This is a genomic window from Dyadobacter linearis, from assembly GCF_907165045.1.
In the GTDB taxonomy this organism is placed as follows: Bacteria; Bacteroidota; Bacteroidia; order Cytophagales; family Spirosomataceae; genus Dyadobacter; species Dyadobacter linearis.
Genome location: NZ_CAJRAU010000001.1, coordinates 399,914 through 424,084, shown reverse-complemented (window position 1 = coordinate 424,084; position 24,171 = coordinate 399,914). Strand labels below are relative to the sequence as shown.

The 24,171-nt window shown below is 49.0% G+C and carries 18 protein-coding genes; 13 read left to right on the top strand and 5 right to left on the bottom strand.

The window, feature by feature from the left end; genetic code table 11:
- Window positions 1-18: 18 nt before the first annotated feature.
- The gene (locus KOD92_RS01530) at window positions 19-1,602 is read right to left on the bottom strand and encodes an FAD-dependent oxidoreductase (RefSeq protein ID WP_215231758.1); all 1,584 of its coding nucleotides are present in this window, start codon (window positions 1,600-1,602) and stop codon (window positions 19-21) included.
- Between the two features lie 210 nt (window positions 1,603-1,812).
- Here KOD92_RS01530 and KOD92_RS27635 point away from each other — a divergent pair, with 210 nt between their 5' ends.
- The 4 genes from KOD92_RS27635 (at window position 1,813) to KOD92_RS01515 (ending at window position 4,569) form a co-directional block, all read left to right on the top strand.
- Window positions 1,813-2,784: an alpha-amylase family glycosyl hydrolase gene (locus KOD92_RS27635; protein WP_406566152.1), complete on the top strand. Its 972-nt coding sequence runs from the start codon at window positions 1,813-1,815 to the stop codon at window positions 2,782-2,784.
- Between the two features lie 3 nt (window positions 2,785-2,787).
- Window positions 2,788-3,984, top strand: a complete 1,197-nt coding sequence (locus KOD92_RS27630; RefSeq protein WP_406566151.1) for a glycogen debranching protein — start codon at window positions 2,788-2,790, stop codon at window positions 3,982-3,984.
- A 52-nt stretch (window positions 3,985-4,036) separates the two neighbouring features.
- The gene (locus tag KOD92_RS01520; RefSeq protein ID WP_215231757.1) at window positions 4,037-4,216 is read left to right on the top strand and encodes a hypothetical protein; all 180 of its coding nucleotides are present in this window, start codon (window positions 4,037-4,039) and stop codon (window positions 4,214-4,216) included.
- Between the two features lie 104 nt (window positions 4,217-4,320).
- Complete coding sequence (locus KOD92_RS01515; RefSeq protein ID WP_215231756.1) at window positions 4,321-4,569, top strand: hypothetical protein; 249 nt, start codon at window positions 4,321-4,323, stop codon at window positions 4,567-4,569.
- A 5-nt stretch (window positions 4,570-4,574) separates the two neighbouring features.
- Here the strand turns inward: KOD92_RS01515 and KOD92_RS01510 are convergent, their stop codons facing one another.
- Genes KOD92_RS01510 through KOD92_RS01500 form a run of 3 tightly spaced genes read right to left on the bottom strand, consistent with a single transcriptional unit; the run spans window position 4,575 to window position 8,259 of the window.
- Complete coding sequence (locus KOD92_RS01510) at window positions 4,575-5,570, bottom strand: glycosyltransferase family 9 protein (protein ID WP_215231755.1); 996 nt, start codon at window positions 5,568-5,570, stop codon at window positions 4,575-4,577.
- Window positions 5,567-6,550, bottom strand: coding sequence for a glycosyltransferase family 2 protein (locus KOD92_RS01505; RefSeq protein WP_215231754.1), 984 nt, complete (start codon window positions 6,548-6,550; stop codon window positions 5,567-5,569). The genes KOD92_RS01510 and KOD92_RS01505 overlap by 4 nt, the downstream gene beginning before the upstream one ends.
- On the bottom strand, window positions 6,547-8,259 hold the full coding sequence (locus KOD92_RS01500) for a carbamoyltransferase family protein (protein WP_215231753.1): 1,713 nt from the start codon (window positions 8,257-8,259) through the stop codon (window positions 6,547-6,549). Before KOD92_RS01500 ends, KOD92_RS01505 begins: the two co-directional genes overlap by 4 nt.
- A 372-nt stretch (window positions 8,260-8,631) precedes the next feature.
- Here KOD92_RS01500 and KOD92_RS01495 point away from each other — a divergent pair, with 372 nt between their 5' ends.
- On the top strand, window positions 8,632-9,639 hold the full coding sequence (locus KOD92_RS01495; protein WP_215231752.1) for a glycosyltransferase family 4 protein: 1,008 nt from the start codon (window positions 8,632-8,634) through the stop codon (window positions 9,637-9,639).
- The gene (locus KOD92_RS01490) at window positions 9,611-10,933 is read left to right on the top strand and encodes a glycosyltransferase family 4 protein (RefSeq protein WP_215231751.1); all 1,323 of its coding nucleotides are present in this window, start codon (window positions 9,611-9,613) and stop codon (window positions 10,931-10,933) included. Before KOD92_RS01495 ends, KOD92_RS01490 begins: the two co-directional genes overlap by 29 nt.
- A 37-nt stretch (window positions 10,934-10,970) precedes the next feature.
- Here the strand turns inward: KOD92_RS01490 and KOD92_RS01485 are convergent, their stop codons facing one another.
- Window positions 10,971-11,468: a DUF1579 domain-containing protein gene (locus tag KOD92_RS01485; RefSeq protein WP_215231750.1), complete on the bottom strand. Its 498-nt coding sequence runs from the start codon at window positions 11,466-11,468 to the stop codon at window positions 10,971-10,973.
- 927 nt (window positions 11,469-12,395) lie between these two features.
- Here KOD92_RS01485 and KOD92_RS01480 point away from each other — a divergent pair.
- The 7 genes from KOD92_RS01480 to KOD92_RS01450 all read left to right on the top strand — a co-directional run bounded on the left by KOD92_RS01480 (window position 12,396) and on the right by KOD92_RS01450 (window position 24,102).
- Entirely contained in the window at window positions 12,396-13,292 is an 897-nt protein-coding gene (locus KOD92_RS01480) for a hypothetical protein (protein ID WP_215231749.1), read from the top strand.
- A 70-nt stretch (window positions 13,293-13,362) separates the two neighbouring features.
- Window positions 13,363-13,968 carry an RNA polymerase sigma factor gene (locus tag KOD92_RS01475; RefSeq protein ID WP_215231748.1) on the top strand — a complete coding sequence of 202 codons (606 nt, stop codon included), beginning with the start codon at window positions 13,363-13,365 and terminating at the stop codon, window positions 13,966-13,968.
- Window positions 13,969-14,029: 61 nt separating this feature from the next.
- Window positions 14,030-15,070 carry a FecR family protein gene (locus tag KOD92_RS01470; protein WP_215231747.1) on the top strand — a complete coding sequence of 347 codons (1,041 nt, stop codon included), beginning with the start codon at window positions 14,030-14,032 and terminating at the stop codon, window positions 15,068-15,070.
- Window positions 15,071-15,120: 50 nt separating this feature from the next.
- Window positions 15,121-18,537: a TonB-dependent receptor gene (locus tag KOD92_RS01465; RefSeq protein ID WP_215231746.1), complete on the top strand. Its 3,417-nt coding sequence runs from the start codon at window positions 15,121-15,123 to the stop codon at window positions 18,535-18,537.
- Between the two features lie 21 nt (window positions 18,538-18,558).
- Window positions 18,559-20,058 carry a RagB/SusD family nutrient uptake outer membrane protein gene (locus KOD92_RS01460; RefSeq protein ID WP_215231745.1) on the top strand — a complete coding sequence of 500 codons (1,500 nt, stop codon included), beginning with the start codon at window positions 18,559-18,561 and terminating at the stop codon, window positions 20,056-20,058.
- Between the two features lie 3 nt (window positions 20,059-20,061).
- Entirely contained in the window at window positions 20,062-22,152 is a 2,091-nt protein-coding gene (locus KOD92_RS01455; RefSeq protein ID WP_215231744.1) for a sulfatase-like hydrolase/transferase, read from the top strand.
- A gap of 24 nt (window positions 22,153-22,176) precedes the next feature.
- Complete coding sequence (locus tag KOD92_RS01450) at window positions 22,177-24,102, top strand: sulfatase family protein (RefSeq protein WP_215231743.1); 1,926 nt, start codon at window positions 22,177-22,179, stop codon at window positions 24,100-24,102.
- Window positions 24,103-24,171: the final 69 nt, after the last annotated feature.

The window sequence follows — 24,171 nt, the reverse complement described above, 5'->3', positions numbered from 1 at the left end:
TTGATGAAGAAAGATGCTCTATTGGTTCTGCATATTAATATTCACTTTTTCCAGATTTTCTCTCGCAGGTCCCGTCAACACAACTCCATCTGTATCAAATCTCGCCCCGTGACATGGGCAATCCCAACTTTTTTCGGCATTGTTCCAGTTCACTATGCAGTGCGTATGTGTGCATACAGGATTTAATGCACTTACCCTGCCATTTTGATCTTTATAAATAGCCAGCTTCTGATCATCAAATTCGACGATCTGCCCGCTATCAGCTGGTATTTCAGAAATCGATTTGATTTCCTCTATCCCGAAACGGTCACCTATAAACCGCGCCGCTACGTCTGCATTCTCTTTCACAAATTCAGTGAAACCTGCAATGGGCTTAATGCGGCCCGGGCTGTAAAGGTCTTCGTCGACGCTTTGCCCATGCAATATCAAATCGCTGATTACCATCGCTGAAACCGTTCCGAGGATCATGCCGTTTCCGTTGAACCCGGTGGCCGTATAAATACCCGAAGAAGCGCCAGGCAGCTGACCAATGTAAGGAAGTCCGTCGGAGGGAACGTAGTATTGCGCCGACCATCGCGCGACCACTTCTTCCACCTGGTAACACTGTTTTGTATATTCGATTAAATCGGCAAATGACTGTTCAGGATCTCCGTGCGCCGTTTTGTGATCGTGCCCGCCGACTACGAGATATTGCTGACCGTCGGTAGTATGCGTACGGAAATAGTGGTAAGGCTCCTGCATATCATAGATGAGTGCGTCAGGATAGGCTCCGTCGGCCAGGGTTGCGGCGATCACGTAGCTTCGGTAGGGTGCATTCCTGAAATGCAGGACATTTACGCCGCCCGGTGGAATGTGGGTTGCATACACCACCGTTTTTGCTTTGATCTGTTTATCTGCCGACTTAGCCACGTGGTGACCGTCCTCTGAATCCACTCCTTCAATAAGCGTATTATTTATAACCACGCCTCCTTTTTCTACAAAATGCTTTTGCAGGGCACTGATATACTTTAACGGGTGAAATTGTGCCTGTCTGTCGAATACAACAGCTTTTTTATAAGGAACCGGAGCCGGCGCGTGTTCTGCGATCTTCGCGCTTACGCCTGCACTTAATGCACTTTCAAAAAGTGTGTTCAGTTCTTCTGTTTCCTGGTCGGTTTCAGAATAGACGTAACCGTTTTTCCACTCAAAATCACATTCTATATTGTATTTCTGTACCAAACGATCGATCATAGCTACCGAGCGGGCAATCGATTCTGCAAACTGTACGGCGGCTTCTTTTCCGAAATCTTTTTCCACCTCATCATAAGTGGTATCGGCAAATGTGTTGATGTGCGCGCTTGTGCCGCCTGTTGTTCCGAAGCCGGGACTATGTGCATCTACGATCACACATTTCTTTCCGCCTTCCTGTAATAGCAGCGCCGTGGTAAGTCCCGTAATGCCTGCACCTACGATCAGCGTATCGTAGAGGGTAGAAGGGTCAAATTCCCCATATTCACCCGGCGTGTCCGCACTTTTCTGCCATAAACTTTCTTGAAAACCATCCCGATGAAACGGCTTATTACTTATACCATTACCGTCAAATAAACTGCTGTTGTTTTCCATGCTGATGTTTGTTGATGCTGATAATTCGTGCACTCGTATTCAAATATTATACCTGCGTTTTGAGCGGTAATAGCTGGCCAGATTGGGGAAAAGGCGGTTTTTGTTGCCTGGCAGAGTTTTTGATAGGCCGCGGCTGCCAGTGTTATAGTGGCGTATAGTCCTTGTGACAACCGGCATTTAGCTTTATTCTCACCAACGTAATTTAAAAGGATGCATATTATTAGAAATGAAGTGCTCGAGTCGCCGGATTCCATGAATCTGGATTTACGTCCCGGATCGTCGTACCCGCTGGGCGCTACCTGGGACGGGGAGGGGGTTAATTTTGCGGTGTTCTCTGAGAATGCCACCAAGGTGGAACTCTGCCTTTTTGAAGGACCGGAAGCCGAGGCGGAAAACGTGAAAATCGAGATTGAGGAGGTTACACACCACATCTGGCATGTGTATGTGCCCGGACTCGAACCGGGACAGTTATATGGATACCGCATGCACGGACCTTATGAACCCGAAAACGGGCACAGGTTTAACCCCAATAAACTGCTGATCGATCCCTACGCAAAAGCATTGTCTTCAACGATCAAATGGGACGATTCGCTGTTTAGTTACGAGATCGGGAACGAGCAGCAGGACCTGTCTTTCAGCGAGACCGACAGTGCGGCTTTTATCCCGAAATCGGTTGTGACAGATCCGAATTTCGATTGGGAAGACGATGAGTTGCCCCGCATCCCTTACCACGACACGATCCTTTATGAAGCGCATGTAAAAGGATTTTCCAGGCTGAATCCACATATTCCCGAAGAGTTGCAGGGCACATTCGCAGGGATCGCACATCCGGCCAGCATTCAATACCTGAAAGAATTGGGTATCACTGCATTGGAATTGCTGCCGATACATCACTATGCTGCCGACAGGCATTTGCAGGAAAAGGGACTGACCAATTATTGGGGTTACAATACGCTGGCATTTTTCGCGCCGGATGTCAGGTACAGCAGCGGCGGGACTTTAGGCGGACAGGTGACGGACTTTAAGAATATGGTTAAAGCGTTGCACAAGGCCGGTATCGAGGTGATTCTGGATGTGGTGTACAATCATACGGCCGAGGGTAACCAAATGGGCCCGACGCTCTCCTTCCGGGGGATTGATAATGCGTCGTACTACCGGCTCAGCCAGGAAGATCCCCGGTAATATATGGACTACACAGGTACGGGCAATACCCTGAATACCAGGTTTCCAAATGTGCTCGCACTGATCATGGACAGCCTGCGGTACTGGATCACCGAAATGCATGTGGACGGTTTCAGGTTCGACCTGGCCTCCTCACTTGCACGAACACTCCACGATACAGACACGCTGAGCTCATTTTTCAATATCATTCACCAGGATCCGGTGATCTCTCAGGTAAAGCTCATCGCCGAACCCTGGGATATTCATGAAGATGGATATATGGTGGGCAAGTTTCCGGCCGGCTGGGCGGAGTGGAATGGGATGTACCGCGATTGTGTGAGGGACTACTGGCGCGGTGGCGAAAGTAAGCTTCGTGAGTTTGCGCAGCGATTTACAGGCAGCCCCGACCTGTACCAGGGCGGCTACCGAAGCCCGATGGCAAGTATCAATTTAATCACCGCTCACGACGGTTTCACCCTGCAAGATCTTGTTAGCTACAACGAAAAGCACAACGAGGCGAACGGGGAGGATAATAACGACGGTGCCAATGACAATAACTCCTGGAATTGCGGTGTGGAAGGACCGACCGACGATCCCGGTATCAACGCATTGCGGGACAAGCAGAAGCGGAATATGCTGACCACACTTTTCCTGTCTCAGGGTGTGCCGATGCTTGTGGCCGGCGATGAATTTGGCCGGACACAGGGTGGTAATAACAATGCCTATTGTCAGGATAATGAGATTTCCTGGCTCAATTGGGAAAATGTGGATACAGAGCTGCTGGAATTCACAAAAGGTATTATCTGGTTTTGTAAAGAACACCCGTCCTTCCGCCGGCGCCGGTGGTTCCAGGGGCTGCCGGTAACGGGTTCCGACATTGAGGATATCCGCTGGTATTTGCCGGAAGGCGAACTGATGCCAGAGGAAAGTTGGGAAGAGGACAATGCCAAATCACTGGGCGTTTATCTGAACGGGAAGGGTATCAGGTGTGTGAACTATGACGGCAGGAGGCTGACAGACGACAGTTTTTACATCATTTTCAATGCCCACGACGAGGCGCTCGAATACGTGCTGCCTCCCGACAGGTGCGGAAAGCCTTGGCACAAAGTGATCGATACGAGCGATGGATTCATCGGTGAAGATGGAGAATCCTTTGCGCAGGGAAGTAGCATTACCGTACAGGACCGTTCTGTACTGGTACTAAAATGCAGAGAGGACTGATCCCGGTGGAACGATTTTGTTATAGCCCTAAAACTCACCAAAACAACAAATTATGAAAACGTTAGTAAAAGTAGTATCAATGGTTAGTCTGAGTATGCTTTTAAGCCTTGCAGCCTGTACCAGCAAGACAAATGAAGAAGGAGCAGGTATGGATTCTACCGACATGGATAACACAGAGTCGGGTATGGGAGTCGATACAATGGCAACCGACACAACCAGCAGACCTTTATAAGAACCAGTACCAGGAGCATATTCAGCCGTGAAACTTCCGTGTGAAGTATCAGGCTGAATATGCTTTTTTATTTATGTGAATTGATAACCAATCTATTTGCAGCTATGAAAATCGGGGAGAAGCTTTTAAAACTTTTAAGCAAAAAATACGAACCGGAACAGATGCTGGACCGAAAGTTTGAACGCTATGATATCAGTTTTAAAACCGATTCCGAAGGCAACCCTATTCTGTTATTTATCGGTGAAAGAGGTGTTGACGGAAATATCAGGGGCGAAAGATTTGTGAGGGTCCTTGTGCGGGACAGGGAAGGGAAACTCATGAAAGACCATTGGGATGCAAAAGGCAAGACGTAAATCGCTTATTTATTCGTCAAATCGGGTAGAAGTGAATTTAGCGAGGCCAGCACATAGTCCATGTCGGGTTCGCGCAGCCAGTCAACGGTTTTGTGTAAAGTTGTATTTAAAGGCCCCCAGCGCTCGGGCTCTCCATCCATACTGATCACAATGCTGGGCGTGCGGGTAGCAGCCGCAATATGAGAAACGCCGGTACAGTTGCTGATGAGCAATTTTGATTCTTTCAAAAGTTGCGCAATTTCACCTAATCCTGTTTTTCCAGTGAGGTCTAACGCGGGGTATTCCATTAGTTCCAATACTTCTGAGGTGATCGCAGCTTCCTCTTTTGTACCTGTTACCACAACCTTATAACCTTTTCCCGCACAAATATCAGCTGCACACGCAAAGTGCAAGGGCGGCCACTGTCGCCAGGAGCCACGACTTCCCGGGTGAATACAAACAAATCGCTCCCCCTGCAAGAAAGACACCGATTCGTGTAAATGCTTCGCTTCGGATTCACTAACCGGAAATTCCAGCTCAGTACCTTGTGACGGAATACCCAGGTTTTCCAGCATTTTCAAGTGGCGCTCTATCTCTGAAATTCCGGTCGGATATTCGAGAAAGTGATCACTGTTCCGATAGTTACCTTTGCTGTGAAACCCTGCTACGGGTCCGGCTCCAAGATTTTCGAGCATATCATTCACGATATTTCCATTCCCCTGCATTTGTAGGATCAAATCAAAAGCTTCCACCTGCATTTGCGTTTTAAATGCGTTCCACGAATGTTCGTCCACAACCTGTTCCGGAAGCCCTTCATAGCCTGGAAAATGAATAAACCGGTCTATATAATTTGAAAATCTCGCGCAAAAGGAGCTTGCCCAGGGCAAACCCAATAAGGTAATTTCGGCATTTGGATAGCTATGGCGCAAAGCACGGAGCGCAGGAACCGAGCAAAACATATCTCCAAGTTGTAATGCCCGAAAGACGGCAATTTTTCTCGTGGTGGCCACTGAAAATTTCATAGGAAGAAAACTTTATAACGCAATGCGCCGCGCAGTGTCCAGTACACCGACAAATACGGTATTAGTACCGAGGTAACAACCATTTCCAACCGGTGCCGCAATGAAGGATCGGTTCCCCTGAGTCTTTTAACCATAAAACTAACCACTGCAAACAGCCAGCTCAGAAGCGCAAGAGATAAGACCAGCGGTGCTTTCACAATCATTGCAAAAATGGCCACAATACTTGCCAGGATGATCACATAGTAATTCCAGACTGGCCCGATTGCTATTCGTTTTCTGTAAAAATCAGGGTGTTTTTTAAACAAAAGTGCATTGAACATACTCTTTTGCTGATCGCGCAGGCTAGATCCCCAGGAAGTTTTACGCACCGGGTGACAAACCATCGCCTCCTTTATCTGTATAATAGGAACCTCATTTTCCAGCAACCTGAATTGCAGATCAGAATCTTCGCGCCAAGCTACCGGGAAGTCCTCGTCAAACCCTTTGACCCGTTCCAGTGCAGCACGCGTACAAGCACAGTTCGCTGTGATGAACTCTGCGGTAGACAAATGCGAAACGTTTTTCTCGTAGTCTGTGGGCTTTTCGGGAACTGGAACTTCCACTTTGCCGGTAAATGCGATCACTTCGGTTTTGCTGTTCATGTAGCTATGCCAAAGTCCGGCCAGCCAGCCAGGTAAGGGAATGCAATCGTCGTCCGTAAATGCGACCAGCTCGCCGGTACTGTGTTTCCATCCATAATTTCGCGCCGCCGCCGGGCCGCGCTTTTCTTCAAGTGCATGAAAATAAACCGGAAAGTAAGGGTATTCGCTTTTGATGCGGTTCACAAGTGACTCAGTCGCAGGATCCGGTCCGTCTGAAACTACGGTGACATCGAACGAAAAGTCCGGGCAATGCTGGGCCGCAATTGCTTTCAGGCAATTTTCCAGCAGCGCCGGGCGACGAAACGTTGGAATCACCACACTCACATTCGGAGCCATCATTTTTCCAGAATAAATGAATTAATGATCAATGCATCGAAAGGTGAAGTCCAGAAACACTCGATCGCATCGCGCGGCGTGCAGACGATCGGCTCTCCGCGTGTGTTGAATGAGGTATTTACCAGAACAGGTACGCCGGTAAGCGCCTTGAATTCTTTGATCAGATCGTAATAAAGAGGATGTTGCTCCTGGTTGATCGTCTGTACACGCGCTGTACCGTCGGTATGCCGCACCGCAGGGATCTGGTTTGCTTTGTCGTCTTTTACCGGAAATACAAAAAGCATAAACGGAGAAACGCGCGCATCTTCAAACCATTCGTCGGCATCTTCCTCTAAAATCACGGGCGCCACTGGCCTGAAATCCTCGCGGTCTTTGATATCGTTCAGCCGCGCCTGCATATCGGGGTGGATTGGCGAAGCAAGGATCGACCGGCTGCCCAGCGAGCGCGGGCCAAATTCCATCCGGCCCTGGTACCAGGCGATAATTTTATCCTGAGCCAGAATTGCCGCCGTTTCTTTGGCGACGTCGGTCAGTCGTTTGTAAGGCATTTTAGCCCAGATCATGAATTTTTCAATATCATCATCTGAATAGTCGGGGCCCCAGTACACGTGGTTCATTTCAGCGGTATACCGGCTTTCTTTGCTTCCGTTTAGTGAAACATCCAGCCACTGGGCTGCTCCCAGCGCGGTACCGGCATCACCGGCGGCAGGCTGTACCCACACATTTTTGAATGGGCCATAATCCCGGATCACCGCATTCATCACACAGTTCAACGCTACGCCGCCCGCCATGCAAAGATTGTCCATATTGGTTTGCTTGTGCAGCCAGTTAACCAGTTTTAGTACCGTTTCTTCCAAAGCCTTTTGGAGGGAATGCGCAATATCGTGGTGCAGCTGGTCAAAAGGATCGTCCTTTTTACGGCCGCGGCCCCACCACGCTTCGGGCTCAAATTCATCTATCGTATATTGCCCATCGTTACCTACGTGTATAACAGACCGGAAGTCGTCGAGGTACACCGGTTTTCCATAGGAAGCCAGCGCCATAACCTTGTATTCGTCAGAGGAATGCAGGAAGCCGAGGTAAGTTGTGATCTTTTCATAAAGCATCCCCAGCGAATGCGGCATATCGACCGATGACAGTTGCACCAGTGAATTACCCTGGCCGATAAAATAACCGGTAGTCGCTTTTTCACCCCGGCCATCGAGCGTCAGTACTGCCGCCTGCTCAAACGGGGACGGAAAAAACGCACTCGCTGCATGCGCGACGTGGTGATTCACAAATGCCCACTTTTCGTTCAGGTTACCGGCATTACTCAGCCGCTTTTGCAAATGGTGCGGATAACCGTCGCGAAGTTGCTCGGGCGCTTTTCGGATGTAGTTTAAAAATAGGGTATCCCAGCCGTTGTACACGTCTGCCGCAGCTAGCACTTCGGTATCGGACAAGAGATCATCTTCGTAAACAGAGGATTCATTTACACCCTCGGGATCGAAGGAATAGGCGATCCGATCCACTTCTTTCATCGTGATACCCGCAGTTTTGAGGCAGTAATCAATCGCGTGAAATGGCAGTTCCCAGGTAGAAAAGGGAACCGGGCGTTTGCCGTGCTTGATATGTGTAAACCGTTCCTCTTCGGCAGCAGCGATGATCTTGCCGTCTTTCACAAGTGCAGCAGCGATGTCGTGGAACGCTGCATTAATTCCGAGAATATACATGAGCGATATGTCAGGTTTAAAATGCAGCCCCGGCGATACAAGTATGATGCCAGACAGGTTGGTATGCAGTAACAACTTCGAATTTCAACACTTTTACGCAGTCGAATAATGGTGTAAACAAGTGGCCCTCTTATGTGAAAAGGACAATCGTATAGAAACAACCGGAATTCGGATTTTGTAGATTTCAACAACTGTGGATATTCTTCCATGCCCAAAGCGGGGCGCAGTTGCGGACAAGGCGCGCCATTCGGAACGAATTCATTCCCTATATAGAAGCGTTTCGTAAATGCCTGATATTTAGGGAAGCGTTTGTGTCAAGTGGCATTGTTTTTTACAAGCGGCGATCTGTCCAAAGCGAAATCGCACTAAAACATGAATGAAATTGACGTCGCAAACCGAAGGCTGAGAATCTTCACCTGGCATATTCACGGGAGTTACCTGTACTACCTTTCGCAAGGCGATTATGATATTTTTATTCCGATCAAGAACGAAAAAACAGAAGGTTATTACGGCCGGGGTGAAACGTTTCCCTTCGGGGCGAATGTGATCGAAGTGCCTGCCGCGGAGGTCAGGAACATGCAGTTCGATTGTATTCTCTTCCAATCAGAAAGGAACTTCCTGATCGACCAGCATGAAATTCTGTCCGACTCGCAGAAAACACTGCCCAGGGTATACGTGGAGCACAATACACCTGAAAAACATCCCACAAATACCCGCCACGTCCTGGATGATCCGGCTGTAACGCTGGTGCACGTGACGCATTTCAATAAGCTCATGTGGGATAGCGCCGGCATTGAGCGGGTAAAAGTGATCGAGCACGGGGTTTGCATTCCGCCGGTTACCTACCAGGGGGATATCCCTCGCGGCATCGTGGTGATCAATCACATTGAACAGCGCGGGAGAATCACCGGCTGGGATGTTTTTGATGAAGTAAGGAAGCACGTACCGCTTGACCTGATCGGAATGGGAACATCGGGGTCGGGTGGGTTGGGGGAGGTACTGAATCCGCAATTGCCCGAATTTATCAGCCATTACCGGTTTTTCTTCAACCCTATCCGTTACACGAGTTTCGGCCTAGCAGTCTGCGAAGCGATGATGACGGGAATGCCCGTGGTTGCGCTGGCTACTACCGAGTATGTGACTGTGATCGAAAATGGCAGGTCCGGATTCATTGACACAAACATCGAAAAGCTGATCGAGAATATGAATGCGCTGATCGCAGACCCATTTTTAGCGCAGAAAATGGGCCAGCAGGCAAAACAGGTAGCATTGGAAAAGTTCGATATCCGTCGATTTGCCAGCGACTGGGAAACAGTCTTCCGGGAAACGATCCAATTAAATTTCCACAATCATGAAAAGGAAAATAGCATTTATCAGTGAGCACGCGTCACCTCTGGCTGTATTGGGCGGGGTAGATAGCGGTGGACAAAATGTGTACGTAGCCGAGATTTGCAAATCCTTAGCTGCCCTTGGTTACATCATTGATATTTTCACCAGGAAAGACGACGCTTTGCCGCAGGTCGTGAACTGGCTTCCCGGTATCCGCGTGATCCACGTCGATGCCGGCCCTGCACGGGAAGTTCCGAAAGAATCCCTACTGGGGTACATGGGGGAATTTACGGATAGTATGGTCCGTTTTATTGAGAGAAACCGGCTTGACTATGAACTGGTGCACGCCAACTTCTTTATGTCGGGATTGGTGGCTTCTGATATCAAAAAGCGGCTTGGGATCCCGTACGTGATCACTTTTCACGCGCTGGGCAAGATCCGTATGATCCACCAGAAAGAAAAGGACGCATTTCCGGTGGCGCGGCTGGATATTGAACAAATGATCGTCAACGACGCAGACTATATCATTGCCGAATGCCCGCAGGACAAGCAGGACCTGATTGAACATTACAATGCCGATCCTTCGCGCATTACCATCATACCCTGCGGGTTCAGCTCGGATGAATTTTACCCAGCCCCGAGAATGGAGGCAAGAAAGCGGCTTGGGCTGAAACAAGACGAAGTTGTGCTGTTGCAACTGGGCCGGATCGTACCCAGAAAAGGAATCGATAATGTGATCCGCGCGATGCGATTTTTAAAAGATATCCCCAAATTAAGGCTATTGGTAGTAGGTGGCTCTGATGAGATTCCCGATTTTACACGGGATGCAGAACTCCGGAGGTTGAAAGAAATTGCAGAGCAGGAAGGAGTTTCTGCGGCTGTGCAGTTCGTCGGGCGCAGAAGCAGGCAGGAACTTCGGCACTACTACCAGGCGGCCGACTTTTTTATCTCAACACCCTGGTACGAACCGTTCGGCATTACACCGCTTGAAGCGATGGCGTGCGGTACGCCCGTGGTCGGGTCCGATGTTGGCGGGATCAAGTATACCGTTTTACATGGTCAGACCGGTTTTCTGGTACCGCCACACAACCCAGAGCAACTTGCCAATGCATTGCTGGAAGGCGTGTCGTGCCCGAAAAAATACCAGCAGTTGCGCGAAAATGCATTGAAGCGGGTTAATGAGAATTTTACCTGGACTAATGTGGCCAAAAAAGCGCATCGCCTTTACAGCCGCATTGCAAGCGAGCGGGCAGTAACGCCATTCTATCTGGTACAATTGAAGAAATTCAAAAGAAAAGCAGTCGCAGAGCCCGCTATTGGAATCCCTGCGTATGCTATCCCATAAAGTTTGACGTCAGCTGCGGATCGTTTCGAAGTTATTCTTAACTAATCCGCCTGTAAATGGTTTCTGTCGCTTTACTTTCCTGCCCTTCGGGAGAAATATTGTATGCGGTAATAGTCAGTTGGTTGGGTTCATTCAGCTGAAATACCGTACGCCAGCCCCAGGGGACAGGAATATCCGGCCCGCCGTAACTTCCCAAGACCGAAAATCCGTTTTCAACCGAGGCGCCTTCCGAAAGCATGATTGCCGTTCCCATGTGGAAGCTGTCGATCCAGGAGACCTGAAATTTTTCGTTGGCAATATCATAACCGATCGTCGCCGAGCCTTCAAAACTTTTACCGCTCATGCTTCCGTGGTATTGGTATAGTAAGAACCGACCGTCGAGAATCGGCTTAATACTGCCCCTCATCGGCGATTCGTCCGCCACCACATCCGGCTCAAACCAGGTTTTGGTAGCTCCTTCCCAATCACCAACCATCGCATGAATATGCTGGTGAATACCCGATTCCAACGAGATCTCAAATTTAGTTTTGCTCATGATGATTGTGTTCGGTTTGTTGGATGCTAATGTAATGATTGTTGGAAAATGTTGAAAGGGGAGCTTGTCAAAAACAGGTTGCCCCGCTGGGGCCTTTTTAATATGTTTACCGCAGTGCGATGTCATCCGGAGCGCGGCTCTCTTTTGATGCGGCCTCAGGAAGCTCCGCGGGAGCTGAATTTGATTTCCGACCTGGTCTAGAAACAGGTTGCCCCGCTGGGGCGGTTGTCCCCCTGGGGCTCTTTTTAATATGTTTAGCGTAGCGCGATGTCAGCCGCAGCGCGGCTTCCTGTTTCTAGCGATAGATCGCGCCCAAGTCTATTAGCCCCGACGGGGCTCCCTGTTTCTAGCGATGCATTACCCACTTGTGTATTAGCCGCAGCGCGGCTCCCTGTTTCTAGCGATAGATCACGCCCAAGACCTGGTCTAGAAACAGGTTGCCCCGCTGGGGCCTTTTTTGTAATATGTTTAGCGTAGTGTGATGTCAGCCGCAGCGCGGCTCCCTTTTGATGCGGCCTCAGGAAGCTCCGCCGGAGCTGAATTTGATACCCGACCTGGTCTAGAAACAGGTTGCCTCGCTGGGGCCTTTTTTGTAATATGTTTACCGCGGTGCGATGTCATCCGGAGCGCGGCTCTCTTTTGATGCGGCCTCAGGAAGCTCCGCGGGAGCTGAATTTGATTTCCGACCTGGTCTGGAAACAGGTTGCCCCGCTGGGGCTCTTTTTTGTAATATGTTTAGCGTAACGCGATGTCAGCCGCAGCGCGGCTCCCTGTTTCTAGCGATAGATCACGCCCAAGTCTATTGGCCCCGGCGGGGCTTCCCTGTTTCTGGCAAAAAATCGCGTGGAATTGTTTTGATTTAACATTTGAAAACCAATCAATTTTCCTCAATTTACGGCCGTTCGGTTCATTTACGTTTCTGTATTAATGCGATTCGACCGGTACTATTTACTAAAACTCAAATACCTGCTGCCGCTTTATGCGATATTGGCCTGGGGCTCGGTGCTTGTGCTGGGCTTTTTGCGTTGGTGGCTGTTTTTGGGGAAATATCCGATCGTTGAAATGGACGAGGATATCTGGCAATACTGGATACCTGCATTCTTTCCGGCCGTTCCGGTGCTGGTTTCGTTGAAGCCGCGTTTCAATAGGCTGTACGTTGGTAAAAATGGCAAAAGGCGCAACGAACTGCCGGAGGCTATTGCCTGGTTGACCATCGCACTGATGCTGATATTTTCACAACATTACCTTACTACTTCAACCGGAACCTTGCTGGAAGTGGAAAACGTGAAGGCTATCGGGAAGCAGGAGCGCGCCCGGTACTACCGGATCAAGTCTTTTGCGGTTCACCGGCCGATCGGCGGCGTTTCTTATGCTTTCAGGAAATCAGGTAAGTTTAATGCGCGACTCGACATGCATATTTACTTCGCGCACCCGATCCTTACCCACAAGCGACAGCCGATCACGATGACGCCATTATATTGGTACGGGGTCAAATTTCACAAGCAGATCAGTAACCTGGGCAGCAACGCGACGAAGCAACAGAAGTTCGAAAAATTCTTCCACGAGTGCGTAGCGAAAATGCAGAACTATGATTTCTACCACATTGATCACTTCGAGCACAAGCCTGCTTCTTTTGATAGGGAAAACTTTCGCCGGGCCGTAGGTAATGCGTTACAAAAGCGTATTAACAATGATTTTATGATCTTGCAACCCGTTTCAAAATCTGCCGAGAGCCGCAATGCTAATATGTTCGCCTTGATAACAGGTACATTTCTTATAGGTTCGGCCGGATTGGCATTCACACTTAAAAGCCGCCGCCGTTAGCTTTTGAACATTTTATATAATTATTTTACGATCAATCTGATTATTTCCTGCATCCTATTTCCGCACTTTTATGAATACCGTTTCCAGGCAATCAGAAGAATCGCTGTGGAAGGCATTTATATCGGGTGACGATGCGGCGTTTGAGAGCCTGGTTAATAGCATTTACCCTTCGCTTTTTCATTATGGGTCCAAGTTCAGCAGGGACAAAGAGCTTATCCGGGATTGTATCCAGGATGTATTTTTAAAAATTTGGGAAAGCAGGGAAAATCTTAATGAAAGCATCCCGCCGGTCCCTTACCTTTTTGCCGCACTTCGCCGGCGAATTCACAGGCAGGCTGACGATCAGTTAGATCCTATTAAAACAGATTTGGACTACGACTATTTTGAGGTCGCTTTTAGTGTGGAAGAAGACCTGATCCGGTTGGAAGCGAGTACTGAATTAAGTCATCGCTTTGCTGCATTGCTCAACGGACTCCCGTCCAGACAAAAAGAGATCGTTCTCCTGAAATATTTCGAAAATCTTTCACGAGACGAAATTGCCGAAATCATGCAGATCAGTCCGCAGTCGGTTTCAAATACCCTTCAAAAATCCCTGAAATGGTTGCGAACCAACTGGTCCTCAGTGGTATTTATCGCGTCGCTTAGTTTTTGTCATTATTTTAATAAATATTTTTAATCCTCGGAGGGTATCTGTTCCGGGGGCATGTCTATAGTACGCAAAAAGCCAAAATGCGTGCATGGAAGATTTCTGTCAAATTACAATTGAAGAGCTCGTTCTGAACGACAAGTTTCGCGAGCTGGTACTGTGCCCGACACCCGCTCAGGAACTGGAATTCAATACTTGGATTAAGCAACATCCGGTAGAAGGACAGAAATTGCTCGTCGCGGCCGATATGATCCGGTCGGTACGCATTGAAAATACGCCGCTTTCCGCTTTGGATCAGGCGGAAGCTGTTCAGCAGATCTTTGATTTTACTTCGAGAAAAAAACAAACGCACCGCTTACGTCCGCTCCACTATTGGGCTCTTGGCGCAGCCGCCGCTCTGGCTGTAATTATCGGATTTTATATTCTACCAACCCGAATATCTGATAGCAGCACTTCCCAATCCGAATTTAACGACGGGCAGGGATGGAAGTGGAACAAATCAGGCCGCACCAGGCTCATTCAACTCGCAGATGGCAGCAGTATATTTCTGAAAACCGGCAGCGCGATCCGGTACCCTGATCAATTCGCTGCCGATCAGCGAAAAGTGGAGCTGCAAGGCGAAGCATTTTTCGAAGTGGCGCCCGACAAATCCAGACCATTTTACGTGTATTCCAACGAAACCGTGACGAAAGTACTGGGTACCAGTTTCAGTGTCCGGGCGTTTGGTGAAGAAGATCAAACGGTCGTGGGAGTAAGGTCAGGAAGTGTGAATGTGTCGCGGCTGGACGCAGGTAAGCCCGTCGAAATGGTCCAGGTTGCGCCGGGCCAGCAAGTGACCGTCAGCAAAAAAGCCGGAAGCATTTCGAAAGCCGTTTTGGCTTCTGACGACGAGATCAGCGCATTCTTAAGGGCTGCCGCGAATGGAAAAAATATCGAAGTGGTGCATTACCTCAACACTGCCAGCAAAGCTTTCGGCGTAGCAATTTCCTTTGATCCTAAAAAACTGAAAGCCCATAAGATCCGAGCGAACTTTGAAGAAATGCACTTAATGGAACAGATCGACGCAATGTGTAAGGCTATCAATGCCAGTTATTCAGTAAAAAATGGCGGAATCGTGATCAAATCGTCATAAACTCATAAACTCTAAACTCAATTCCTAAACTCTTAACCTTTTTTAAACGTATGAAAAAAAGCGTACTCAGCTACTACTATTTTGTCTGGCTCATGAAAATCAGTGCCTTACCCTTTTTAATGATGCTGTCTTGCACGGTCAGTGCGATTGCATTGGACGTCGATGCGCAGGATTTGCTTCGGAGAAAAGTCAGTATTGATGTTAAAAGCCGGTCTATTCAGGCCGTACTCGACGAGATTGAATCGGGTTCCAACATTCGGTTTGTTTTCAGTCCCGCCCTGATCGAATCGCAGCGCCTTATCTCGGTTACAGCCAAGAACCAGCCGATCCTGGAAGTTTTGGATAAATATTTCAAACCGCTCGGCATTACTTACAATGCGACCGAAAAAGTGATCGTATTGAGTCTGGATAAATCGCTGATCAAGCCTGAAAATGAGCTGCAAAAAGTAAAAATCCAGCCGGAGCAAAAGAAGGTTTCGGGAACGGTAATCGATGAAAAAGGGGCGGGCCTGCCCGGGGTGAGCATTTTGGTTAAGGGTACTTCCTCGGGGACTACCACGAATGTCGACGGAAGTTTCGCGCTCGATAATGTGGAAGATGATGCGGTACTGATCTTTTCTTTTGTCGGATACATTGCGCAGGAAGTGCCGGTAGGCGCACAAACCACTTTGAATATTTCGCTGAAACCGGACCAGCGAGACCTGGACGAACTGGTCGTAGTCGGTTACGGGACACAGAAAAAAGTCAACCTGACCGGCGCGATCGCCACGATCGACTCCAAAGCGATTGAGAACCGCCCGATCACGAATTCTTCGCAGGCTTTGCAGGGACTTCCGGGGGTGTATGTCAATATGAACCAGGGAAGGCCGGGCGCGGACGGGGCCAATATTACGATCCGTGGCGCGAGTTCTTACAACCTTGAAACGGGTAATGGTCCGCTGGTGCTGGTAGACGGGGTAGAATTTTCGTTAAGGGATGTTAATCCTAATGACATTGAGAAAGTTACGGTTTTAAAAGACGCTGCCTCGGCCGCAATCTATGGAAGCCGCGCGCAAAATGGCGTGGTACTGATTACGACGAAAACAGGCGTGAAAAATACAAAAGTGCGCGTCGATTATTCGGGCTACCTCGGCGTGCAGACGGCAACACGTTTGCCCAACAATGTGGTTACCAACACATTGGAATACATGGAAGGCAAAAACCGGGCGCTGGCCAACGAAGGTCGGGCGGCAGAATATAGTCCCGAACTGATGCAGGAATACCGCGCCGGCACGGACCCTTACATTTACCCGAATACGGACTGGTTTAAGCTGATGTTCAGAAATGCGGCGATCCAGGAGCACAATGTGCGACTTTCGGGCGGCAGCGAAAAATCGACTTACTCGGTGTCGCTGGGTTATCTCAATCAAAAAGGTATTTTGCCCGGAAGCGGCGCGCAAAAGTATTCTTTCAGTACTAATATCAATTCAGATGTAACGCCCTGGCTGACAATCGGAAGTAATGTGATCGCGACCTGGTGGGACAATAACGAAGGCGCTTACACCGCCAACGATGCCAACGGGGAAGGTGGAATTATGGGATTGATCTACCGCGGCCTGCCCATGCAGACCAACCTGACTCAAACCGGCGCTTATGCCGACCAGTGGATCAGGGTACCGGGACACAACTTTTTCAGAAATCCGTACGCGCTTTCGCTTGAAGGAAAGCACATTAACAAGAGTCTGAGGGGAATAGCAAATTTGTATGCACAAATCAATCTGCCTTTTGACATTAAATACAAGATCACGGTAGCGCCAAACCTTTACTTTGAAAACGAAAAATTCAACTACCCGGTAATTCCGGTTACCAATACCAAAACGGGCGAAATTGCGAATATGGGCAACATTCCGCCGCGTGGCGTTACGCAGGGAAGCGGTTTGAATTTCGCATTCACCAACTTTCATACCCTTAATTGGGAAAAGACTTTCAAGGAAAAGCATTACCTGAATGTGCTAGGAGGTTTTAGTCTTGAATCCTTTTCGCTCAGCCGGTTTACGGCGCAAAATCAGGGATATCTGGGTAATGAGATCACCGAACTCAATGGCGGAAGTCTGAATCCGTTAGTGAGTGGTACTTCGACTAAATCGCGGATCATGTCCACTTTCGGGCGTATCAACTATGTTTTTAATGATAAATACCTTTTTGAAACCAATTTCAGACTCGACGGATCTTCGCGATTTGAACAGTCGCGACGCTGGGGTTTCTTCCCTTCGTTTTCTGCGGGCTGGCGGATCAATGAGGAGAATTTCCTGAAAGATGTGCGCGCGATCAGCAATTTGAAACTGCGTGCTTCCTGGGGACAATTGGGTAACCAAAATATTCCTTTATTCAGTTATATCAATGCAGTCGAGCTGAATTCGGCGGGCTATACTACCAACTATTCCTTTAATAATGTGGTATCTAGCGGGGCGGCGGTCAGGACACTGGCTGATCCTACGGTAGGATGGGAATCGACCACAGCCAGCAATATCGGGATCGACGGGGGACTTTTTAATAATAAGCTGACCTTTGAATTCGACCTTTTCCGCAAATACACCGATGGTATCCTCGCCCGCGTAAACCTGCCTGCCCAGGTAGGAAACCTGCAAGGGCCGCTGAGCAATATCGGTTCTGTCTCTAATAAAGGATACGAACTTACACTTGGCTACCGCGACAGGATCGGCGGCGTAAACTACAATCTCGCGGGGAATATCACGCATCTGATCAATAAAGTCGAAAATACGAATGGGGCGATTTTATACAATACCAACCGGATCATCCAGGAAGGCGCGCCGATCAATTCTTTTTTTGGTCTGGAATCAGCTGGACTGTTTCAATCCAAAGCTGAAATTGACGCAGCTCCTTTCCAGAACAATGTGACCAATCCGGGCGATATCCGGTACAAAGACCAGAATGGTGACGGGAAAATCGATAGCGGCGACCGCGTCGTGATCGGGCAATCGAATCCGGGCTATACCTATACATTTACAGGTGGTGCAGATTACAAAGGGTTTGATTTCGCGATGTTCTGGCAGGGCACTTTTGACCTGGATACTTACGTGACGGCCAACCTTGCGCAGCCTTACAAAAACGGCGCTGGCGTGACCCGCGAGTGGCTCACCGACTCCTGGACACCGGAAAATCCAAATGCGTCGCTGCCGAGGCTGACCACTTCAAATGGTTATCCGCAAAATTTCCAGGTTTCCGATTTCTGGCTGCAAAGCATTGCTTATCTGAGGTTGAAAAATATCCAGTTCGGCTACACGGTACCTTTGAATATGGTGAAAAAATTGGGTCTTGGTAAAGTGAGGCTATATGTAAATGGTCAGAATATGATCACTGTTTCCAAGTTCCGTTTGGGCGACCCTGAGCGGGATCCGGCCGCGGCGGGAGTTGTCGCATACCCGATTGCCAAGGTAGTTTCCTTCGGCCTCAACGTTTCATTCTGATCTTTTAGAGCATTAAATTATATGAAAATAGCTAAACTCATTCTCGCAGGCATATTGCTTTCCGGCTGCTCCGATTTTCTGGAAGTAAGTCCAACCGACCGTTTTACCGAAGCTACCTTCTGGAAAACCGAAGAGCATGCAAATGCTGGTTTAACAGCCACTTACAGCGCATTAATGCCGGTTTACGGTGGCAATGTCACCGCCACTTTTGACGCGATCACGCCCAATTTTTACAGTTACGACAACCAGGCCGGAGCCGGCAATATTGCCCGTGGTATTCACGATGCGGCCAATACCGGGCTGATCAACAACCGCTGGGGCGCGGCTTACCAGGGAATAGGGCGAGCCAATTCGGTAATCAACCGCGTGCCGGATATTGCGATGGACGAAACGCGCAAAAAGCTGGTTATCGCCGAAGCGCAGTTCCTGCGGGCATTCTATTATTTCAGTTTGTGGTCGGTTTACGGCGGCGTGCCACTGATTACCGAACCGCCTGTGAAAGAACAGGGCGAGCTGCCCCGCAATACGGCCGAGGAAATTGAAACACAAATGCTTGCAGATTTAGACGCCGCCGCTGCGGTGCTGCCGACAACGATTGCGGCTGCCAACAAAGGCCGCGTGAGCAAGGCTACCGCGCTGGCATTAAAGGCGCGAGTTTTATTATATGGAAGCAAATGGGCGGCCGCTGCGGAGGCTTCGAAAGCAGTGATGGATCTCAAATCCAATGCATTGTTTGCTGATTACCGCGGACTTTTTATGCTGGAAAACGAAGGGAATACGGAAGTGCTGCTCGATGTGCAGTACAAGCAGCCGGAATTTGTGCATAGCAACGATATTCAGTTTGACCAGTTCAATTCCTTCGCGCCAACTCAGAACCTGCTAGATGATTATGAACTGACCGACGGAAAATCGATCAAAGATTCACCTCTCTACGATCCTGCGAAACCATTTGAAAACCGCGATCCCAGATTGAAAAATACGGTGATTTATATTGGAAGCCAGTTTAAAGGCAAACCGGTTGTCGCGACTACTTACCCGCAAACAGGTTATGGACTGAAAAAGGGGACTACTTACAGAGATACCGAACCTTCACCCGCCGGAAAAGTGGACAATATCTCTGATCTGAACGTCATACTGATCCGGTACGCCGAAGTGCTCCTTACTTACGCCGAGGCACAAAATGAAGCTGTGGGGCCTGATGCGTCGGTATATGCGGCTGTAAATCAAATCCGCAAACGCGCGGGAATGCCCGATTTTCCGGCGGGCTTGACGCAGGCTGCGATGCGCGACCGCATTCGCCACGAAAGGAGGATTGAGTTTGTAGGGGAGGGACTATATTATTTTGATGTAAAACGCTGGAAAACGGCGGATGTAGTTTTGAATCAGGCGGTCACGAATTATCTTGGCAAAGTCGTGGACAACCGTTCCTTCAATCCTCAGCGCGATTACCTGTGGCCCGTTCCGACCACCGCGTTGCAGACAAACCCTAATTTGAACCAAAACCCGAACTACAACCGGTAATTAATGCAAAATATAATGAAGGTATTCAAGGTTAAAATATTCATAATTGCTCAAATCCTGCTACTTGGCGCGCTCACCTTTTTTCCGGCGAATGCGCAGCAGAAGAAAGCAGCAAAACCCAATATCATTTTCATTTTGGTAGATGATATGGGTTGGGGCGATGTGGGGGCTTTCTGGCAAAATGAGAGGAACAAAAAGAACGACCGCAGCGAGCCCTGGCAGTTTACCCCGAACCTGGACGCGATGGCGAAAGGCGGCGCGATGCTGACCAACCACTACTGCGCGGCGCCGGTTTGTGCCCCGTCGCGGGCTACAATCCTGCTGGGGGTAAGTCAGGGCCACGCGAATGTGCGGGATAACCAGTTTGACAAAGAGCTGCAAAACACTTTCACGATCGGTAATGTGCTGCAAAAGGCGGGTTACAAAACGGGTCTTGTCGGGAAATGGGGTTTGCAGGGGCTGAAAGCGAAAGAACCCGAGTGGCCTGCGCACCCGCTGAACCGCGGTTTCGACTATTCCTACGCGTATATCAAGCATGTGGACGGTCACGAGCATTATCCGAAAGAAGGGATTTACAGGGGTAAAAAGAAAGTCTGGGAAAATAAAACGGAAGTTTCCGACGGGCTAGACAAATGCTTTACGACCGATTTGTGGACAGCCGCGGCCAAAAACTGGATCGTAAAAGAAACTGCTTCCGGCAAAAAGGACGAACCGTTTTTCCTGTACCTCGCTTACGACGTGCCCCACGCGGTACTCGAACTACCGACACAGAAATATCCAGAAGGTGGTGGATTGAAAGGCGGTCTCCAGTGGCTGGGTACGCCTGGAAAAATGATCAATACTGCGAGTGGCGAGCCCGATTCTTACGTGCACCCGGATTATGCGAATGCAACTTACGACGATGATAAAAATCCCGCCACGCCCGAAAAACCGTGGCCGGACACTTATAAACGATACGCGACGCTCTGCCGGCGCATCGACGATGGGGTAGGTGATATTTTCAAATTATTGAAAGACCTGAAAATTGATGAAAACACGATGGTCGTTTTCACTTCCGACAACGGACCTTCCATTGAATCCTATTTGCCGAAGGAATATGTCGATTACAGCCCCGAGTTTTTCAACAGCTTCGGTCCCTTCGATGGGATTAAGCGGGATGTGTGGGAAGGCGGTGTGCGGGTACCGACTATTGTGAACTGGCCGGGACAAATTTCTGCAAATCAGGTAATTGCTGCACCAAGTGCTTCTCACGACTGGCTTGCTACTTTCGCCGACGCAGCACATATCGCTGCGCCGGCTCGCACCGACGGCGTGACACTGTTGCCGCATTTGACGGGAAAAGGACAGAAAAAGGAAAGCCTCGTTTATATCGAATATGTGCAGAATGGGAAAACGCCGGATTTTGAGGAATTTTCCCCGAACCACCGGTCGAGGCAGCGGAACCAGATGCAGAAAATCCGGAAAGGTGATTTTGTAGGGGTAAGGTACCAGATCGGCTCGGCTGAGGATGATTTTGAGATTTATAATGTGGTAAAAGATCCGCAGGAAACGAAAAACCTGGCTTCTAACGCTGCTTTTAAACAAATGCAGCAGGATTTCAAAGCGCAGGTATTGCGCGTTCGCCGACCCGATTCCGAAGCGCCGCGACCTTACGATACCGCGCTGATCCCGCCGGTTGCGACGAAAGCAACCAAAACCGGATTTAAATTTAAGGTTTACAAAGGCACATATCCCTGGGTTGGGGACTTACAAAATGAAAAACCGGCCGAGGAAGGAATTCTTTCAGAAATGGATTTTTCTAAAATCAAGACCAAAACCGGCATGATGGTGATCGAAGGAATGATACGCGTGGAAAAAGACGGGACCTATGAGATGGAAATGGCGGGTAACAGCGGCTTTTTACTGAAACTTCACCAGGCCAATGTACTCGACGGCAGCTTCGAATATCAGTCCGAGCAAAAAATTTCTGGCTCCGTTGCGCTTAAAGCGGGCGATCATCCCTTACGGATTGTTTATCACATTAAAGACGCAGTAACCCCGAAACTGACATTAAACTGGCAGGCAGAAGGCAGCGCTCCGCTTTTTTACCATTAAACATTACCGGTTACTTTTTTTGCCATGCTACCGAAAAAACTGCTCCTGATCTGTTCGCTCGTCGTTTTTGGGGATATTGCATTTGCCCGGAACAAACCTAATATTCTCTGGATCACGATTGAGGATACTTCTCCAAAGTTCATCGGATGTTATGGAAATAAGGACGCCCGCACGCCGGCAATCGATCAGCTGGCAAAGGAAGGAGTGCGTTTTACCAATGCTTTTTCTACGGGGACCGTGTGTTCACCGAGTCGCACGGCGCTGATTACAGGTGTCAAAACTTACGAAACGGGCACGGGAAATCATCGCAGCAACTACGCGTTGCCGGCCGGTATGCATGGATTTCCGCATTACCTGCAACAGGCCGGCTACCACACTTCTAATAATGCGAAAACAGATTATAATGTGCTCAATGAGAAGCAGTTCATAGCCGATGCGTGGAACGAGAGTTCGGGCAAAGCCGGCTGGTGGAACCGGAAACCCGGGCAGCCATTTTTCTCAGTTTTCAATTATAACGATTCGCACCAGTCGCGGACAATGACCGACGCTTATCCCAAATACGTGAAGAATGTTTTGGATGAATTGCCGGAAAACGAGCGAATCTCAGAGAATGCTTTCGAAATGCCGCCGATCTACCGCGATAGTCCTGAAATGCGGAAGCAGGTGGCGCGGGTATACAATTCACTCAAACTCACAGATAATAAAATCGCCAAACTGCTGAAACGCCTCGACGACGATCACCTCCGCGACAGCACCATTATCTTCTTTTTCGGCGATCACGGCGAGGGCATTCCGCGGGGTAAAACGAATGGGATCGACCTGGGTTACAGGGTGCCTTTCGTGATCTGGTTCCCGCCGATGTACAAGCACCTTTCTCCTTGGGGCGAAGGTGGCGTGGTTACAGATGAACTGATTGATTTTGCAGATCTGGCGCCGACATTGATCAGTCTGGCCGGGGGCGAAATTCCCGCGTACATGAAAGGCAGGAAACTGACAGGTCCCGGCCGCTCGCCTCAAACCGACCACCTCGTACTCTCTTCCGATCGCTCGGACAATGGGATCGATATGGTGCGCAGCGTGACCGACGGCAGGTATATGTACTCCCGTAACTTCATGCCGTTTATGCCCGAGGCGAGGTACATCCGGTACATGGAAATCTCTGAAATGAAGCAGCAAATGCGAAAAGATCTTGCCGAAAAAAAGCTGGACAATTTGCAAAGCAGCCTCTTCGCCGACCGCCCGGCCGAGTTTTTATTCGACCTTAAAAACGATCCCTGGGAAACCAAAAACCTTATCAACGATCCAAAAGCGAAGGCGGTGGCAGAAAAAATGAGAAAGCAACTGAGCGCCTCGCTACTCAAATCGCGCGATGTCATGTTTTTACCTGAATACGAAATCGCGCTGATCTCCGGAAAAGGAAATGCGTATGAATATCGGTTGTCCGATCAGAATTATCCGATGAAGGAGATATTCGCGGCGGCTGCGCTGTCGGGAACGCGGGGAAAAGCTATTGCGGCACAGCAGGTTAAACTTTTGACCAATACTAATAAAATAGTGCGGTACTGGGCTGCATTGGGCCTTCGCTCACAAAATGCGACAGTTTTGAAACCCTTCGGAAAGGAAATAATAGCAGGAATGGGGGACGAATATCAACCTGTTTCGATCACTTGTGCGGCGATTGGCTATGAAGTTTTCAAAAATGAGACTGCTGCTGCGAATTTGAATAAATCAGTTAATTCCGATAATGCTGAGCTGGCGTTGATGAGTATTAACTACCTGCTTTATGTGGCTGATAAAGATCCGTTTATCGAAACGATCAGGAAGGTACAGAAAGCAGAAAACCGTTTCTCCGATGAATCCAAAAGCCGCAACTATAAAGTAAAAGCGGCTTGTATGGATTTTCTGGGCAGTTTAGGACTCGTACCCAACAACCCCGATTTTGCAGAGTAAAACCAGAAAAGTAGGTTAAAACAGGTTTTCAAAAGAGATATGATATATATTGGAATTTTATATATCAAT